Origin of the sequence: Bradyrhizobium sp. Rc2d (assembly GCF_900099855.1) — a bacterium.
Taxonomy (GTDB): Bacteria; Pseudomonadota; Alphaproteobacteria; order Rhizobiales; family Xanthobacteraceae; genus Bradyrhizobium.
The window spans coordinates 171,282-187,836 of sequence record NZ_FNCU01000005.1; the positions used below are offsets into that span (position 1 = coordinate 171,282).

The window sequence follows — 16,555 nt, forward strand, 5'->3', positions numbered from 1 at the left end:
CGCAGCAGATGTGGATCTGGGCCGGCGCCAATATCGCACCGGTCAACTGGGCGCTCGGTGCGCTCGGCATCATCTTGAAACTCGGCCTGATGGAGACGATCGCGGTCATCGTGCTCGGCAACATCGTGGGATGCGCGATCTTCGCGACCTTCACGGTGATGGGACACAAGACCGGCGTCAACCAGATGGTGCTGAGCCGCTCCGCCTTCGGCGTCCGCGGCGCCTACCTGCCCAGCATCCTGATGTTTCTGATGACGCTGGGCTGGATCGGCGTGAACACCTACTTCCCGGTGAAGGTGTCGATGGGCATCCTCGGCCAGTTCGGCGTGCCCGATACCTGGTTCATCGAGATCGTCGTCATCACGCTGGTGATGGCCGTGCAGGTGCTGATCGGCATCTACGGCTTCTACGCGATCCGCACCTTCGAGAAATACACGGTGCCGCCGACCATCGCCATCATGGTGCTGATGAGCGTGCTCGCGTGGACGCGACCCGGCGTCGTCAACTGGAGCTTGACGACCTCGCTGCCGCCGGGCGCGCATCTGGCGATGCTGACGTTGCTGATGACCGCGATCGGCGTCGGCTGGGGCATCTCCTGGGTGACCTGGGCCTCCGACTATTCGCGCTTCGTGCCGAAAAGCGTGCCGTCGAAATCAGTGTTCTGGTACAGCTAGTTGGCATGTTCGTGCCGACGGTCTGGCTCGGCATCTTAGGTGCGACCATCGCCTCGACGACGCTGGACACCGATCCTGCGAAAATGGTCAGTGCGGTGTTCGGCGGACCGGTCAGCATCCTCGTGCTCTTGATGGTGCTGCACGGCCCGATCGCGACCAACATCCTCAACGTCTACTCGGCGACGCTGGCGGCGCTGAGCGCGGGACTGAAATTCTCGCGCTTCTGGCTCACCGTCATCGTCGGCGTCGCAGGCTATCTGGTCACGCTCTACTTCATCTTCGCGCCGTCCTTTGCGAAGGCGTTCGACAACTGGATGATTAGCCTGTTGCTGTGGATGAGCCCGTGGGCCGGCGTCGTGCTCGCGGACTACTTCATCAAGCGCAAAGGCAAGATCGACGTCGCCGAACTCTATCGCTCGCCGGAGACCAGCGCTTATGGCGACATCAACTGGGCCGGCATGGTCGCGTTCTTCGCGGGCCTCGTTGCGGGATGGCTGGTGGAGGACGGCCTCGTCGGCGCGCTCCAGGGTCCGATCTCGATCAACCTGCTCGGCGGCGCGGATCTGAGCTGGCTGTTCGGCATCGGGATTGCGGGCCTCGTCTATCTTGGGCTCAGCAAGCTCGTGACGTCGCCCTCCTCGGTCGTCGCGAGCAGCGCAGGCAGCTAGCGGCAAGCTCCGCGACATGATCGCGCTGATCCGGGAAAAATGCGGTCTCAGCGCGCAGGATGCCTACACGTTCTGCTCGATCGCCGCGGACCTCAGGGTCACGCAGCTGGTCGACGGCAACAAGGGCATTCACTGCGTGTTGGCCAAATCCCGCATGCCGCAGCGAACGTAAGGTTCAAGCCCCCAACCGTTGGGCGACCTCTTCGCAGGTCAGGAAAGCAACACCATCGAGACCGCGCAGCCAGCTCAACAGGTCGTCGAGCGCGGCAATGCGGCTGGCCCGCGCGCTGCCGTAGTCGCTGCGCGGATGCAGCGTCAGCGTGATCAGGCAGCGCTCGCGATGCATCGCCTCGATCTCCTCGCGCCACATCTTCATGACGCGAGCGTGCGTCTGGCGCTGGGCGTAGAGCGTCGCGTCGATCAGGATCTCCGCATGCGGCACCTCGACCATGTCGCGGCCGCCATCGGCGTGGAGCCGATACGGATGGTCGTCGTCCTGAAAGCTTGAATCATAGCGATAGCCGAGATCGGCGAGGTGCCCGAGCGTACGCTCCGTGAAGCGGCCATGCGGCGCCCGAAAGCCGCGCGGCGCACGTCCGACGATCCGCGACAGCGTCGCATGCGTGCGCTCCAGCAGCGCTCGCTCGTCGATCCCGGCCGCGTCCATCTCCTCCATCGCCCAGCCATGCGCGGCGATCTCATGCCCGCGGCCGCCAAGCGCCGCGATATAGGCGGGATTGGCTTCCGCCTCTGCGCCGGGCACGAACACGGTGGATTTGATGCCGTGGCGATCGAGCAGTCCGAACAGCCGCTCGCAGCCGACGGCATAGGCGTATTTTCCGTAAGAAGCGCGGCCGAACAGGGCGTCCTCCCCGAGCTGGGTCAGCTCCACCGTCTTGCCCTGGAGATTGACAGTGACGACGACGGGAACGATCAGCTTGCTCATTGTCCGCTCCAGTCCCGCCGCCAGTCGGACGGACGCTTCAGGCACCATTCCGCCAGCTCCAGCATGCCGACGAAGCGAACGCCTTCATGGCGCTTGGCATATTTAATGAGCCCTTCGACCGCCGCGACGCGCGCAGGCGAGCCGGAGCCATAGCCGACGCGCGGATGGAAGGTCAGGTTGTAGTAACCACCCTCGGCGTAGATGGCATCGAACTCCTGCTCCCAATGCGTCAACACTTCGGACGGTGGCGTGTAGCTGACGCGGTAGAACGGAAAGTCGTCGAGGCTCGAGGTGTTGTTGGGCAGGCAGACATAGTCGCTGTACTCCTCGCCGTCGTAGCGCGCGAGATAAGGCAGGTCGAAATCCTTGTCGCTGGAATCGTAGACATAGCCGAGCTCACGGAGCTTGCTCAGCGTGCGCGCGGTCTTGTGTCCGGACGGCGAGCGCCATCCCCGCGGCGCGACGCCGGTGATCTCCGTGAGCAGCCGGTGCGTCCGTTCCAGCAGCTCCGGCTCGGCATCGCCGGGATCGACGCCCTCGTGAAAATAGCCGTGCGAGCCGATCTCGATGCCGGAGCGCGAGATGTCGCGGACGAGATCCGGGCTTTCCTCCGCGTCATAGCCGGAGACGTAGAACGTCCAAGGCACGCTGTGCCGCGTGAACATGTCGACGAAACGCGGGATGCCGCATTTGGCGGAGTAGCGGCCGTGCGAGCGCGCGCCGAGCGGCAACTGACCGCGGCCGCGTTCCAGCGACGTGCCGTCGAAATCGAGCGTAAGGCCGACGACGCAGCGCGCGCCATCCGGCCAGGCATGTTGCTTGCGCTGGGCAAGAGAGATCATCTGGCAACCTCGACGTTCCAGAAACGGGGTTTGCGGCCGGCCCATGGCGCATACCCGCGCACCTTGGGTGAGACCGCGGAGACGTTGACGCCGGAGCTCCACACGATCATCGGCGCATCATCCACGAACAGCTTGTGGAGCGCATCGAACAGCGGCTGACGGGCCTCAGGCGCGGCCTTCTCCATCAGCCTGCCGAGCAGGTCGATCGCCTCGCGATTACCCCAGACGTGGTCCGGCTGCGCGGCCTTGTCGCCGATGAAGCGATCAAGACCGAAAGCCGGATCGAGATAAGGCGTGTAATTCCACACCATGAGCTGATAATCGCCCTTGTTGTAACGGCTCAGCTGGGCCGCGAATTCGACGACCTCGACAGTGAGGTTGAGGCCGGCCTGCTGCGTCATCGCCTGCGCCAGCACCGCCACGTCGTTCATGACGGGAAAGCGCGAATTGGTGGTGATCTTGATCGGCTCGCCCTTGTAGCCCGCCTCGGTCAGCAGCTTCTTCGCACGCGCGACGTCGAGGCTGAAGCCCGCCTGCTCCACCGCGCCATAGTAGCGGCTCGACAGCGGCACCAGAGACGTACTCGGCTTGGAATAGCCGTCGGTCAGGCTGTCGCTCATACTGGGGTAATCGAGCGAGGCGGCAATGGCTTCACGGATGCGCTTGTCCTTCAGAAGCGGATCGTTCGTCTGCATCACGATCGCGTTCAGCGAGGCGACGGGCGCCGCGCTGATCACGAGACCAGCCGACTTCAACTCGCCCGCGAATTTGGGATCGGCCGACGGCCAGAGATCGAGATTGCCGGACTGTATCGCCGCTTTCGCCGCCGCCGGGTCGGGCACGATGGACAGCCTGACACCGTCAACCTTGGGCGACTTGGCCCCAGCGAGGCCGTCGGCCGGCTCGCTGCGCGCGGCATAGGCCTCGTTGCGGGCAAGCTCGATGAACTGGCCGCGGCGCCATTCGGCGAGCTTGAACGGACCGGTTCCGATCGCCTTCTGCCAGGAGCCGTCGGCTCCGGCTGAGTCCGGATGCGCGATGCCGGTGCCGTCGCAATCGGCTCGCGCCATCGTACTGAGGAAGGCGCCGCTCGGCTCGGCCAGACGGAACACGACCTGCTCCGGCGACGGCGCCGTGATCTCGGCTATCTTGATCTTGCGCGTGCCGTCGAAATTGGTCCGGCATGGCCAGCCGGATTTCGGATCGAGGAAGCGCTCCCAGGTCCATGCCACCTCCCGCGAGGTCAACGGCGCGCCGTTGTGGAACGTCACGCCCTCACGCAGTGTGAAAGTGTAGGTGCGCCCATCCGCTGATGTCTCAATCGCCTTGGCCAGCATCGGCGCGACGGTCCCGTCGGCGCGCCAGGCAACGAGGCCCTCGTAGATCTGCTGCAACACGAGGCCGGTGTTGTCGTCAGGGCTGTTGCCCGGCATCAGGCCGCGGATGTCTGTGGTCACCATGCTGCGCAGGATGCTCTCGGCGCGGGCCGCGGACAGCGACCCAATGATCAGACACAACGCAACGACAGAACGCTTCATACGCATGATCCTGACTAACCCGAGGCACACGCCGCCGCCGCACCGGCGAAGTCCAGAACGGGCGCGGCTGCGAGCAGCGCCTTGGTGTAATCATGCTGCGGGTGATCGAACACGTCGTCACGCGAGCCTTGCTCGACGATCTTGCCGCCCTGCATCACCACGACGCGGTCAGCGACCTGCTCGACGGCGGCGAGGTCATGGCTGATGAACAGACAGGCAAAGCCGTATTGCGTCTGCAACCGCTCGAACAGTTTCAGCACCTGCGCCTGAATGGTCATATCGAGCGCGGAGACCGGCTCGTCCGCCACGACGAAGGCCGGCTCGCGCACGATGGCGCGGGCGATGGCGATCCGCTGGCGCTGTCCACCGGACAATTCATGCGGCCAGCGCTTGCCGAGACCGGCAAGCCCGACCTCGTCCAGCATCGCCTCCACCCGAGTGTCGCGCTCGGCGGTCGTCAATTCCGGGACATGGCGCAGTGGCTCGGCGACAATCTCGCCGACGCGCATGCGTGGATCGAGCGAGGAGTAAGGATCCTGGAACACCAGTTGCGAGGCGAGACGGAAGTCGCGATCGATCGTTGCCGTGACATCCCTGCCCCGGAACCTGATCTCACCGCCCGACGTCGGGATCAGGCGCAGCATGGCCCGGCCAAGCGTGGTTTTGCCGGAGCCGCTGCCGCCGACGACGGCGACCGTTTCTCCGGCGGCGATGTCGAGATCGACGCCGTTGACGGCGGAGACGCCGGTGTCGCGGCGGAACAGCCGCTGCCGCCCGGCGAAGCCTACCTTGAGATCACGTACGCTAACGAGGGGTTCGCCGCCCCGTCGCGCTTTGGTCGTGGCGCCGCGCCGCGGCAGCGCCTCGACCAGTCGCCTGGTATAGGCTTCGCGCGGCGAGAACAGGATCTGCCGGGTCGTGCCGGTCTCGACCATCTTGCCTTGCCGCAGCACCAGCGCGCGCTGCGCGTAGCGCGAGACCAGGCCGAGATTGTGCGTGATCAGCACCACCGACGTGCCGTGGTCACGGGCGAGCCCGACCAGGAGGTCGAGCACCTCGCGCTGGGTCAGCGTATCCAGCGCCGTGGTCGGCTCGTCCGCGATCAGCAACTTCGGCTTCAGCAGCATCACCGAGGCCAGCATGATGCGCTGGCGCATGCCGCCGGAGAATTCGTGCGGATAGGCGTCAAAAGTCCGTTCGGGATCACGGATCTGCACCCGCGCCAGCATGTCGAGACAGCGGCGCCTGATCTCGCGCTTGCCGAGCCGCTCGTGCAGGCCGATCCCTTCCGCCATCTGCGCGCCGACGCTGATGGCGGGATTGAGCGAGACCATCGGCTCCTGGAACACCATGCCGACGGTAGGCCCACGCATGGTGCGCATCTGGCGCGCCGAGACGTTGGCGAGATCGACGCCATCAAGCACGATGCGGCCGCCGGCCTTGCGCAGACCCGGCGGCAACAGGCCGAGCACGGCACGCGCCGCCGCTGTCTTGCCGCTGCCGGATTCGCCGACGACGGCGAGAAACTCGCCGCGCTCGACGGCGAAGGAGACGTTGTCGACGATCACGGCATTGCTGGCGGCAACCTCGATGCGCAGATTTTCGACCGACAGCAGCGTCATCCGTGCGCCATCCTGGGATCGAGGCGATCGCGCAGCGAATCGCCGAGCAGATTGATGCCGAGTAGCGTCAGCGCGATGCAGAGGCCCGGTGCGATCGAGAGCCAGGCCGCCGTCTCCATGAACGGACGACTTGCCGCCAGCATGTTGCCCCAAGTCGGCGCCGGCGGCGGCACGCCGAGGCCGAGGAAGCTCAGCGCGCTCTCGGCCAGCAGCACCCAGCCGAACATACTCGTCGCGAGCACCGCAACCGGCGCGACCGCGTTCGGCATCACGTGGCGGAGCATCGAATAGACCTCGGAATTGCCGATGACGCGCGAGGCCTCGACATATTCCCTCTCGCGGATCGACAGCACGGTGCCGCGCACCACCCGGACCACCGAGGGAATGTAGGCAAGGCCAAGCGCCAGAATGAGCCCGACCTTGTTGGCGCCGACCACGATCATCACGGCCAGAGCCAGTAGGATGCCGGGAAATGCCAGCAGCGCGTCGTTGACGGCCATGATGATGCGGTCAACCCAGCCGCGGATGTAACCGGCCGCGCAGCCGATCACCATGCCGGCGGCTACGGCGAGCGAAACCGTAACCAGAGCGATCACCACACTGGCGCCCGCGCCGACCATGATGCGACTCAGCACGTCACGGCCGAATTCGTCGGTGCCGAGCCAGTGCAGTGACGACGGCGCCTGAAGTCTTGCCCGCAGATTGATGCGCAGCGGATCGAACGGCGTCCAGAAAGCACCGGTGACGGCAGCGCCCAGCAGGAGCGCAATCAGGACGCCGCCGATCGCGGTATTGGCGCGCATCCTCATGCCACCGTCACCCTCGGATCGAACAGCGGATAGCAGAGATCGACGATCAGATTGACGACGACGTAGATCACGGCGGTGAACAGCAGGCAGCCCTGCACCACCGGATAGTCACGCGCGAAGATGGAATCGACCAGGAGACGGCCGAGGCCGGGCAGCGTGAACACGGTCTCGATGACCGCGATGCCGCCGAGGAGATGGCCGAGCACGAGACCGATCAGCGTCCAGGTCGGCGCGAAGGCGTTCGGCAGCACGTGGCGGGCGAGCACGCGCCATTCCGGCACGCCTTTGGCGCGTGCGTGGGTGACATATTCGAGCCTGAGCACCTCGATCGAGGCGGCTCGCGCCATGCGCGTGAGCACGCCGATCTCCACCATGGTCAGCGTCGCGATCGGCAGCACGATGAAGGTCGCCGCCTGCCAGAAATTCTCGGCGAACGGCACGTAGCCGATCACCGGCAGCCATTTCAGCTTGAGCCCGAAAAGAAGCAGCAGCAGAAGACCGAGCCAGAAGCTCGGGATCGACAGCAGCAGCGTGGCCCCGCCGACGACGGAGAGATCGAGCAGGCTGTTCTGCTTCCACGCGGCCACAAGGCCGGCCGGAACCGCGATGCACGCGGCCGCCGCGACCGCCACCAGCACGATGACGGCGCTGACCTGGAAACGATCGAGGATCAGCGGCAGCACCGCGAGGTTGTTGGTGATGGAGTGACCGAAGTCACCGGCCGCAAGCTTGGCGATCCAGTGCAAGAACTGCACCGAGATCGGCTGATCGAGGCCGAGCTGGGCGCGCAGCTGTGCGGCCTGTGCTGGATCGGCGGCATCGCCGAGCATGACCTGCACGGGGTCACCGGGGATGAGACGCACCAGCGCAAATACTGCGATCGCGACCAGCAGCAGTGTCGGGATCGTCATGGCCAGCCGTCTTGCGAGGTAACCCAACATGGTGCGCCTTGCCTACTGCACCGTGACGCCCCAGAACCGCGGCTGGGGATAAAGCCAGCCGGCATAGCCCTTGATGCTCTTGCGCAGCGCCGTCAGCTCGGCGCCGTTGAACAGCACGATCATCGGCACGTCGGCGATGAAGCGCTTGTGCATCTCGTCGAACAGCGCCTGCCGCGTCGTGGTATCGTCGATCATCATGGACTGGCGCAGCATCCCCTGCGCCTCCGGATTGTCCCAGACCTTGCGCGGCTGCGACGCCTTCGGCCCGGTCAGCATCTCGAAGCTCAGCGAGGGATCGAGTCGGGCCGAATAAACGAAGGCCATCGACTGGTAGTCGCCGCGGTTGTAGCGATCGAGCTGAGCCGCCCAATCCATCACCTCGAGCTCGATGTTGATCCCGACGGTCTGCGCCATCGCCTGCACCAGCACGGACGCATCGAACACGAAGCTGTAACGCTTGTTGGTGATCATCTTGATCGGCTGGCCACGATAACCCGCCTCCAGCAGCAGCTTCTTGGCTTCCGCGATATTCTGCGCATAACCGTGCGACTGCGCCTCGCTGTAGAACGGGCTACCGAGCGGTAGCGCAGAATTGTTCGCCCGCGCGGTGCCCTGCATCACGGCATCAACGATCTGCGCTGTGTCGATCGACAGCGCAATGGCGCGGCGGATGCGCACGTCCTTCAGCAGCGGGTCCCTGGTCTGGAACAGGATGCCGGTGAGGCCGAGCGCAGGCGTGATGCTGAGCTGCACGTCGGAGCGCGACTTGAGCTCTTCGAGATCGGGGATCGACAGGCTCAGGATCACGTCGAGTGAGCCACTGAGCAGCCCCGCTTTCGCGGCAGAACTATCCGGGATCACGTTGAAGCGCACGCGATCGACCTTGACGTCCTTGGCGCCGGTGTAGCCGGTGCGCGGCTCGCTGCGCGAGACATAGCCGTCGAAACGGACGATATCGACATATTGTCCCCGCTTCCACTCGGCGAGCTTGAACGGGCCGGTGCCAATAGGGGCGATCCACTTGCCGTCCGCGCCGACAGAGTCGCGATGAATGATTGCGGTCTGCCCGCAATCGGGCCGCGCCAGGGTCGGAAGGAACAAGGCCGTCGGCCGATCAAGCGTGATGGCAACGGTCTGTGGATCGGGCGCCTCGACCTTCTCGATCCGCGCGATGCCGGTGGCGCTGAATTCAGACAGGCAGCGCCATTGCGTCGCCGGATCGAGCCAGCGCTTCAGCGACCAGACCACGTCATCCGCGGTCATGGTCGCGCCGTTGTGGAACTTGACGCCCTGCCGCAGGCGGAATGTATAGGTCTTTCCCTCGTTCGAAATCGTCCAGCTGTCCGCCAGCATGGATCCGATGGACGTATCGTCGCGGAAGGCGACCAGCCCTTCCACCACATGCGCGATCACGCCATCGGTGTTGGCGTCGCGATTGGTGCCGGGATCGGTCGAGCGGATGTCCGCGTTGAGCCGGGCCCTCAGTAATGTCTCGGCGCCGGCTTTCCCCAGCATGGCCCACAGGGCGAGCGCAGCCAGACCGACCGCCCACGCCGGCGATGGCCGACGCCGCCGCATCACGCTGCCCCCGCCGCCGCGACCGACCGCTTGAACGCGGCCCGCCCGATCTCGTCGATCTCGAGCCGGTATGCGACGAATTCGCGGTTGAGCGCCGGCAGCGGCGCCGCCTGCATCAACCCGCTCGCCGGCTCCATCAGGATCATCGCCACGGTGGCGCTGAGATTGTTGCTGAGATTGCGGCGCGGCGGGCGGCACACCGACCAAGGATAGGCGAACTCGTCGAACAGGGCGTTCTTGACGGTATCGAAGGTGATGCTGCCGATGTGCGGCTGAAGCAGATCGCGAACGCGAATGTCGCGGTAGAGACTATCAGGCGTGTTGAAGATGCCGGTGTCCTTCAACTTGCTGAGCGCGACGGGGCTGAGAAAGTTGTTGGCGTGGACCAGCAGGCCGTTCTGCGGATGCACCTGGAAGGTCTCGTCCGGGGCGCACTCGAAATCGATCGCCACGCCCTCGCGGTGGCTGACGATCATGTTGTTGGCCGCCGACTTCTTCGTGCAATAGACCGCCCGCATCGCCAGCGCCAGATGCTCGTTCTCCAGCACCTTGCGGCGGATCAGCGCCAGCGGCACGCCGACCTGGCGATAGTCGCGGTCGCTCTCGAGATAGTTGGCCGTGATCGCGATGCCGACGGCATTGAAGCCGCAGCGGCCGAGCGCGCCGGCTTCGGTGAAGGTCATGAGATCAGGACCGTCGTCGCGCCGCACCTTCAGCACCACCGCGGTCTCCGCGCATTCGCGCTTCCAGTCCCAGTTCTGGGCGTGGATCAGGCGGCCGCTGGCGGCCGCCTGCGGCATCACGACGACGCCGGTGCAGCCATCGGGATCTTCCGGTGTCTTCAGGCGCGCGCGGATCGCGGGATTGGCGAGCTTGATGATCTCGGTGCGGGCATTGAGCAACACGACATCCTCGAACGGAACGTCGGCGCCTTCCGCAATGCCGCGCATCTCCTCAATATAATCAGGCTCGAACCCTTCGATGACCGGCACATAGTCGCGCACCAGCGCGGCGACACCGTTTGCGTCGAGCGAAAGCTCCTTCAGCTGCGCGAAGTAATGCGTCGTCCCCTTCTTGATGCGGCCCGCCGCCTTCTGCCCGTACTGACGTCCACGCTCGCGCGGGGGGCCGGAGATTTCGATCAGGGGAAAGGGTTCGATCATGGGACGCCAAGTTCCTTCGTGAAGTTCCTTTTGCTTTCCCGGGAAGGCTAATGTATTTTGTAATGACATGAAACAAAAATCTTCAGCCTCGAAATTGACCTTGGAAAAGGCGCCCCCAAGCCGTCTTCAGCGCGAACTGTCGGCCGGGATCATGGACCTGATCCGGAGCGAAGGGCTCGCGCCCGGCACGCGCCTTGCCGAAGTCGCGCTCGCCGAGCGCCTTCAGGTCTCGCGCACGCCGGTGCGCGCCGCGCTGAAGCTGCTGGCGCGGCGCAAGCTCGTGCATGCCGGCGCCAGCCGTGGCTATTTCGTCGCCGAGGCCGCCCCCGCCTCGCACAAGGCACCGCCAAAGCCGAACCCCGACGATACCGACCGGCTGTTCCTCGCAATCGCGCGCGACCGCCGCGCCGGCCGGCTGCCGGAGGAAGTTTCCGAGCGCGACCTGATGCAGCGCTACGATGCGACGCGGCCGATCGTGCAGCGCGTGCTCACCAAGCTTGCCGAAGTTGCCGCCGTGCAGCGCAAGCCCGGCCACGGCTGGCGCTTCCAGCCGACGCTCGCGGACACGCAGGCGCGCGACGAGAGCTATCGCTACCGTCTGTTGATCGAGCCGGCCGGCCTGCTCGAGCCGGGCTTCCAGCTCGACCCGGCCTGGGCCGCCGAGATGCGCCGCCGGCATCAGGAGATGCTGGCGATGCCGTGGAGCGACACGGCCAGCATCGCGCTGTACGAAATGAACGCGGCCTTTCACGAGGGCCTCGCCGCCGCATCAGGCAACCGCTATCTGCTGGTCGCGGTCCAGCAGCAGAACCGGCTGCGTCGCTTCGGCAACTACGACTGGACCTTCGGCCATGAGCGCGTGATCGTGAACTGCCGCGAGCATCTCGCCATTCTCGACCAGCTCGAAGCCGGCCAGAACGAGGCTGCCGCCGCGCTGCTCCGCCGGCATCTCGAAGGCGCAGCAAAGCTCAAGCGCAGCCCGGCCAATTCCAACACGCCATCCAAAGCCTCACGTTTGCAAGAGTTGCCATGACCATGAATGCCTTCGCTTCCTCCAACAGCCCCCTCACCCGCGAGGCCATGGAGCCGTTCTGGCTGCCGATGACGCCGAACCGGCAGTTCAAGTCGAAGCCGCGCATCTTCGTCGGCGCCGAAGGCATGCACTACATCACCGATGACAACAGGCGCATTCTCGACGGCATGGCGGGGCTGTGGTGCGTGAATGCGGGACATGCGCAAAGGCGCATCGTCGAGGCGATCCAGGCGCAGGCGGCAAAGCTCGACTTCGTCTCCTCGTTCCAGATGAGCCATCCGGCCGCCTTCGAGCTCGCCCGCCGCATCACCGAGATCGCGCCCGCCGGCCTCGACCATGTCTTCTTCACCAATTCCGGCTCGGAATCCGTCGACACTGCCCTGAAGATCGCGCGCGGCTATCACCGCGCGCGCGGGGAAGCCAGCCGCATCCGCTTCATCTCGCGCGCCAAGGCCTATCACGGCATGGGCTGGGGCGGCCTGTCGGTGAGCGGCATCGTCCGCCACCGCCGGGATTTCGGCCCGCTGCTGCCGGAGGTCGACCACCTCCCGCATACGCACGATCCCGAGCACGCGGCGTTCTCGCGCGGGCAGCCGCAATGGGGCGCGCATCTCGCCGACGAGCTTTCAAAGCTGCTGCAGGTGCACGATCCCTCGACGATTGCCGCCGTCATCGTCGAGCCCGTGACCGGCTCCGGCGGCGTGCTGCCGCCACCTGTCGGCTATCTCGAGCGGCTGCGAAAGATCTGCGACCAGCACGGCATTCTCCTGATCTTCGACGAGGTGATCACCGGCTTCGGACGCCTCGGCGCCGCGTTCGCCGCCAACGCCTTCGGCGTGACACCCGATATCATCACCTGCGCCAAGGGCATGACCAATGCTGCCGTGCCGATGGGCGGCGTCATCACCAGCGGCAAGGTCTATGATGCGCTGATGCAAGGGCCGGATAACACGATCGAGCTGTTCCACGGCTACACCTATTCGGCCCATCCGCTCGCCTGCGCGGCCGGTCTTGCCGCACTCGACGTGTACCAGGATCTCGGCCTGTTCGAGCGTGCCCGCCGCCTCGCGCCGGCGTGGGAAACCCAAGCGCATGGCTTGCGCGACCTTCCCCATGTCGTCGACATTCGCAACATCGGCCTGCTCGCCGCGATCGACCTGAAGCCGCGTGACGGCGCAGCAGGTGCACGCGGAGTCGAATGTGCCAGCCGCTGCTATGACGATGGCGTCCTGATCCGCAGCAGCGGCGATACGCTCCTGATCTCACCGCCTCTGATCATCACCGAGGAGCAGATCGACGAGATCTTTGCCGCGATCCGCCGTGCATTGATCGCCATCAGGTGACGGCCGGCCGGGAGCTTCACGGCGATCTGACAGTCGAAGGCAACCGCGCAGCCGGCGAGAACGGGTGGCTTAGAGCACGCCGGCGACGCGCAGTGCCTGCTCTAGCGCCTGCAACTCACCGCGTGTCGCCGCCGGTTGCGGCGGCCGCGCCGAGTCGCATGGCAGACGCCCGAGCAGCTTCAGGCAGGCCTTGAGCCGCACGGTCGCGCGTCCTCCCGGAGGGTCGCGGTAGATCGCGACCGCCAGTGGATACAGCTTCTCATGCGCGGCGCGTGATCGCTCCCAATCGCCGGCTTCGGCCGCAACCCAGAGGTCGACCACAAGCTCCGGTACCACACAGGCGAGGCTGACCTGGCTGCCGGCCGAGCCGATGAGATAGCTCGTCAGCAGATGTTCGTCGCCCGAGCCGAGCACGACGAAGTCCGGTCGCAGCTTCCCAATCAGCCGCAGATTCTGTTCGTATGCCGCAACCTCCCAGCTGCCTTCCTTCACCGCAACGAAACGGGGATCGGCGACAAGCCGCGTAAGCAGCGGCGGCGCGTAGGCCATTGCCCCCGCGCCGACGGGCGCAGCGTAGAGCATCAGCGGCACTGTCGTCGCATCGCGGATGCGGCGGTGATGCTCGATCACGCAATCGTCGGCGTGGCCGAGCGCCCAGCTGTTGGGTGGAAACACCAGCAGCCCGTCGGCGCCGGCCTGTTCCAGCGCAGCCGCCTCGCGCACGGCCTCCAGGCTCGATTCATGATTGACCCCGGAGACGATCAGGCAGTCCTTCGGCGCGTGCCGGCGCGCCAGCTCCACCACGCGCCGCTTCTCGGCCAGCGACAGCACGAAGTTCTCACCGGCGTGGCCGTTGACCAGGAGCCCGTTGATGCCAGGCGTGGACGCAACCGATGCGAGATGGGCTGCGAGCTGCGCCTCGTCGATCGCGAAATCGGGAGTCATCGGCACGATGGTGGCGGCGTGAATGCCGCGCAGGCGATCGCTGAATCTCCGCATCCCGGCCGACATCGCCACCTAGTGAATGATCTGGTCGAGGAACGTCCGCGCCCGTTCGGACTTCGGATGCTTGAAGAATTCCTCGGGCGCGGCCTGCTCGACCACCTTGCCCTCGTTCATGAACACGATACGGTCGGCGACCTCGCGGGCAAAGCCCATTTCGTGGGTCACACACAGCATGGTCATGCCCTCTTCCGCCAGCTTCTTCATGGTCTCCAACACCTCCTTGACCATTTCCGGGTCGAGCGCGGAAGTCGGCTCGTCGAACAGCATGATCTTCGGCCGCATGCACAGCGCGCGTGCGATCGCGACGCGCTGCTGCTGGCCGCCGGAGAGCTGCCCGGGGAATTTTTCGGCCTGATCGGGAATCCGGACCTTGGTCAGGAAATGCATGGCGAGGTCCCTGGCCTCGGCCTCCGACATACCGTTCACGGTCATCGGCGCCAGGATGCAATTTTCCAGCACCGTCATGTGCGGAAACAGATTGAAGCTCTGGAACACCATGCCGGTGTCGCGCCTGACCGTGTCGATGTTCTTGCGCTGGTGATCGAGTTCGGTGCCGTTGACGTAGATCAGCCCCTCGTCGTGCTTCTCGATGTGATTGATGCAGCGGATGAGCGTCGACTTGCCCGAGCCGGAGGGACCGCAGATCACGATCTTCTCGCCCTTGGCGACCTTGAGATCGATCTGGTCGAGCGCGGTGAAGTCGCCATAGTGCTTGTAGACCGCCTCCATACGGACCGCGGGAACCTCACCGAGTTGCGTCTGCACTGTTGCACCTTCGGCCGAGGTCATCGATATCTCGCTCATGCGCGGGCCTCCACACTCGCCTGTGCGACCGGCGCGCTCGCTGCGACGCGCCTGGTTTTCGCCGCGCTCGAGCGACCGAAATGCTTCTCAAGCCGGCGTTGAACCGCGTCCCAGACCGATGTGAGGATCAGGTAATACGCCGTTGCCGCCGCATAGACTTCCAAGATCTGGAAATGCTCCTGCATCAGCATGTCGCTGCGGCGCATGAGCTCCTCGACCGAGATCACGGAGGCGAGCGAGGTCGCCTTCAGTAGCGAGTTGATGGAGTTGCCGAGTGGCGGGATCATCAACCGGAACGCCTGCGGCAAGGTCACGCGGCAGAACGTGACCCAGGGCGACAGGCTGAGCGCCCAGGCGGCCTCGCGCTGTCCCGCCGACACCGCCATGAAGCCGCTGCGCACGATCTCGGCGAGATAGGCCGCCTCATTGAGGATCAGGCCGACCAGCGCGCAGGTGATCACACTGAACTTGATGCCCAGCTGCGGCAAGCCGCTGTAGATCACCACCAGCTGGATCAGGAGCGGCGTGCCGCGGAAGAACCAGATGTAGAAGCGCGCTGCACCCGCGAGCACCGGATTGGACGACATGCGCAGCAACGCGATGCCCATGCCGAGGATCAATCCGCCGACGACCGCCGCCACCGTCAAGCCGATGGTGACGAGCACTCCTTTCATCAGGAAGTAATTGAAGAAATAGCTGACGGCGGCCGTCGGACTGAAATGGCTCATCGGCTGGTCTCCGTAAGAATCAGGCCGGACCGGGTCCGGCGATCGCAAGCGGCTGGTCGGCCGGCATGCTGGTCAGGCCGAACTTGTCGAACAGCGCCTGGTAGCTGCCGTCGGCCCGCATAGCGTTCAGCGCCTTGACGACGGCATCGACCACCGTCTTGTTGCGGAAGCCGAGCGTCGTGCGGGCGGTGCCGAGGCCGCTCAGCACTTCCTTGACGCGGCCGCGGCTGGTGAGGTCGCGCGCCACGCTATCGACGAGCAAGGCGTTGTCGACCTGTCCCGCCAGCAGCGCGCTGACGACGTTGGTGGCAGTGGGGAACGTCCGCATCTCGACGGCGGCTCCGCCTTTCGCGGCGCTGGCATCGCTGAGCTTCTTGAGCCAGTTCATCTGGTAACTGCTGACCTCAACGGCGGATGATTTTCCGATCAGATCGTTTTCGGTAGCAATTTTTGTGCCGCTGTCGGGAGCAACCACGACCGAAATGGCCTGAATCGCGTAAGGCACCATGTACATCAGCTTGGAACGTTCCTCGGTCCAGAACATGCCGGTGTCGATGCCGTCGATGCGGGCCGCGTTGAGCGCCGGGATCATCGCCGGAAAATCCATCCGGACGAGTTCGACCGGAAGACACAACCGCTTGCCGAGTTCGGCGGCGAGCTCGACGTTGAGGCCCTGCAGCTGGCCGTCCTTGTCGACGAATTGCTGCGGCGGATTGGTCGGGTTGATGGAGAGCTGCAATTTGCCGGGCGCAATCAGATTGTCGTCGGTGATTGCGGGCGTACAGGCGGCATGCACTGCCGTGGATGCGAGAACGAGCGCGGCGGCCGCACTCAAGCGAAGCAGTGTCGAGACCATGAATT

At 65.2% G+C, this 16,555-nt stretch carries 15 protein-coding genes and 1 pseudogene; 4 read left to right on the forward strand and 12 right to left on the reverse strand.

The genetic code is table 11. The features are described from left to right. Positions 1–8 precede the first annotated feature (8 nt). Positions 9–1,342, forward strand: a pseudogene (locus BLV07_RS10165) (cytosine permease). Between the two features lie 16 nt (positions 1,343–1,358). Continuing rightward, positions 1,359–1,514, forward strand: coding sequence for a hypothetical protein (locus BLV07_RS10170; RefSeq protein ID WP_502689909.1), 156 nt, complete (start codon positions 1,359–1,361; stop codon positions 1,512–1,514). 3 nt (positions 1,515–1,517) lie between these two features. On the opposite strand, the gene BLV07_RS10175 is transcribed toward BLV07_RS10170, so the two are convergent. The 8 genes from BLV07_RS10175 to BLV07_RS10210 are packed head-to-tail and all read right to left on the reverse strand — an operon-like array spanning position 1,518 to position 10,781. Further along, positions 1,518–2,288: a polysaccharide deacetylase family protein gene (locus BLV07_RS10175; RefSeq protein ID WP_091883575.1), complete on the reverse strand. Its 771-nt coding sequence runs from the start codon at positions 2,286–2,288 to the stop codon at positions 1,518–1,520. Further along, positions 2,285–3,130, reverse strand: a complete 846-nt coding sequence (locus tag BLV07_RS10180; protein ID WP_091883578.1) for a polysaccharide deacetylase family protein — start codon at positions 3,128–3,130, stop codon at positions 2,285–2,287. Before BLV07_RS10180 ends, BLV07_RS10175 begins: the two co-directional genes overlap by 4 nt. Continuing rightward, positions 3,127–4,668, reverse strand: coding sequence for an ABC transporter substrate-binding protein (locus tag BLV07_RS10185; protein ID WP_091883581.1), 1,542 nt, complete (start codon positions 4,666–4,668; stop codon positions 3,127–3,129). Before BLV07_RS10185 ends, BLV07_RS10180 begins: the two co-directional genes overlap by 4 nt. A 14-nt stretch (positions 4,669–4,682) precedes the next feature. Then, entirely contained in the window at positions 4,683–6,290 is a 1,608-nt protein-coding gene (locus BLV07_RS10190; protein WP_091883588.1) for an ABC transporter ATP-binding protein, read from the reverse strand. Continuing rightward, on the reverse strand, positions 6,287–7,099 hold the full coding sequence (locus BLV07_RS10195; RefSeq protein ID WP_091883591.1) for an ABC transporter permease: 813 nt from the start codon (positions 7,097–7,099) through the stop codon (positions 6,287–6,289). Before BLV07_RS10195 ends, BLV07_RS10190 begins: the two co-directional genes overlap by 4 nt. Beyond that, positions 7,096–8,040, reverse strand: a complete 945-nt coding sequence (locus BLV07_RS10200; RefSeq protein WP_091883594.1) for an ABC transporter permease — start codon at positions 8,038–8,040, stop codon at positions 7,096–7,098. The genes BLV07_RS10195 and BLV07_RS10200 overlap by 4 nt, the downstream gene beginning before the upstream one ends. A 12-nt stretch (positions 8,041–8,052) precedes the next feature. Next, entirely contained in the window at positions 8,053–9,618 is a 1,566-nt protein-coding gene (locus tag BLV07_RS10205; RefSeq protein WP_176945452.1) for an ABC transporter substrate-binding protein, read from the reverse strand. Next, positions 9,618–10,781 (reverse strand): C45 family autoproteolytic acyltransferase/hydrolase, encoded by a 1,164-nt coding sequence (locus BLV07_RS10210; protein ID WP_091883597.1) that lies wholly within the window; start codon positions 10,779–10,781, stop codon positions 9,618–9,620. The genes BLV07_RS10205 and BLV07_RS10210 overlap by 1 nt, the downstream gene beginning before the upstream one ends. 100 nt (positions 10,782–10,881) lie before the next feature. Here BLV07_RS10210 and BLV07_RS10215 point away from each other — a divergent pair, with 100 nt between their 5' ends. Together BLV07_RS10215 and aptA are read left to right on the forward strand one after the other, a co-directional pair. Continuing rightward, positions 10,882–11,814, forward strand: a complete 933-nt coding sequence (locus BLV07_RS10215; RefSeq protein ID WP_244551039.1) for a GntR family transcriptional regulator — start codon at positions 10,882–10,884, stop codon at positions 11,812–11,814. Continuing rightward, the gene (gene aptA / locus BLV07_RS10220) at positions 11,811–13,157 is read left to right on the forward strand and encodes an omega-aminotransferase AptA (RefSeq protein ID WP_091883602.1); all 1,347 of its coding nucleotides are present in this window, start codon (positions 11,811–11,813) and stop codon (positions 13,155–13,157) included. The genes BLV07_RS10215 and aptA overlap by 4 nt, the downstream gene beginning before the upstream one ends. A gap of 69 nt (positions 13,158–13,226) precedes the next feature. Here aptA and BLV07_RS10225 read toward each other — a convergent pair whose 3' ends face one another. The 4 genes from BLV07_RS10225 to BLV07_RS10240 are packed head-to-tail and all read right to left on the reverse strand — an operon-like array spanning position 13,227 to position 16,550. Next, positions 13,227–14,156 (reverse strand): dihydrodipicolinate synthase family protein, encoded by a 930-nt coding sequence (locus BLV07_RS10225; protein ID WP_244551040.1) that lies wholly within the window; start codon positions 14,154–14,156, stop codon positions 13,227–13,229. A gap of 18 nt (positions 14,157–14,174) precedes the next feature. Beyond that, positions 14,175–14,966 carry an amino acid ABC transporter ATP-binding protein gene (locus BLV07_RS10230; RefSeq protein WP_091883608.1) on the reverse strand — a complete coding sequence of 264 codons (792 nt, stop codon included), beginning with the start codon at positions 14,964–14,966 and terminating at the stop codon, positions 14,175–14,177. Then, positions 14,963–15,694, reverse strand: a complete 732-nt coding sequence (locus BLV07_RS10235) for an amino acid ABC transporter permease (RefSeq protein WP_091883611.1) — start codon at positions 15,692–15,694, stop codon at positions 14,963–14,965. Before BLV07_RS10235 ends, BLV07_RS10230 begins: the two co-directional genes overlap by 4 nt. A 19-nt stretch (positions 15,695–15,713) precedes the next feature. Next, entirely contained in the window at positions 15,714–16,550 is an 837-nt protein-coding gene (locus tag BLV07_RS10240; protein WP_091883617.1) for an ABC transporter substrate-binding protein, read from the reverse strand. Between the last annotated feature and the right edge of the window lie 5 nt (positions 16,551–16,555).

Bases quoted from the DNA above. Each gene is read 5' to 3' on its own strand.
- BLV07_RS10230 (WP_091883608.1), bottom strand. From the start codon at position 14,966: ATGAGCGAGATATCGATGACCTCGGCCGAAGGTGCAACAGTGCAGACG.
- BLV07_RS10185 (WP_091883581.1), bottom strand. From the start codon at position 4,668: ATGAAGCGTTCTGTCGTTGCGTTGTGTCTGATCATTGGGTCGCTGTCC.
- BLV07_RS10200 (WP_091883594.1), bottom strand. From the start codon at position 8,040: ATGTTGGGTTACCTCGCAAGACGGCTGGCCATGACGATCCCGACACTG.
- BLV07_RS10195 (WP_091883591.1), bottom strand. From the start codon at position 7,099: ATGAGGATGCGCGCCAATACCGCGATCGGCGGCGTCCTGATTGCGCTC.
- BLV07_RS10235 (WP_091883611.1), bottom strand. From the start codon at position 15,694: ATGAGCCATTTCAGTCCGACGGCCGCCGTCAGCTATTTCTTCAATTAC.
- BLV07_RS10170 (WP_502689909.1), top strand. From the start codon at position 1,359: ATGATCGCGCTGATCCGGGAAAAATGCGGTCTCAGCGCGCAGGATGCC.
- aptA (WP_091883602.1), top strand. From the start codon at position 11,811: ATGACCATGAATGCCTTCGCTTCCTCCAACAGCCCCCTCACCCGCGAG.
- BLV07_RS10175 (WP_091883575.1), bottom strand. From the start codon at position 2,288: ATGAGCAAGCTGATCGTTCCCGTCGTCGTCACTGTCAATCTCCAGGGC.
- BLV07_RS10205 (WP_176945452.1), bottom strand. From the start codon at position 9,618: ATGCGGCGGCGTCGGCCATCGCCGGCGTGGGCGGTCGGTCTGGCTGCG.
- BLV07_RS10180 (WP_091883578.1), bottom strand. From the start codon at position 3,130: ATGATCTCTCTTGCCCAGCGCAAGCAACATGCCTGGCCGGATGGCGCG.
- BLV07_RS10210 (WP_091883597.1), bottom strand. From the start codon at position 10,781: ATGATCGAACCCTTTCCCCTGATCGAAATCTCCGGCCCCCCGCGCGAG.
- BLV07_RS10240 (WP_091883617.1), bottom strand. From the start codon at position 16,550: ATGGTCTCGACACTGCTTCGCTTGAGTGCGGCCGCCGCGCTCGTTCTC.
- BLV07_RS10190 (WP_091883588.1), bottom strand. From the start codon at position 6,290: ATGACGCTGCTGTCGGTCGAAAATCTGCGCATCGAGGTTGCCGCCAGC.
- BLV07_RS10225 (WP_244551040.1), bottom strand. From the start codon at position 14,156: ATGCGGAGATTCAGCGATCGCCTGCGCGGCATTCACGCCGCCACCATC.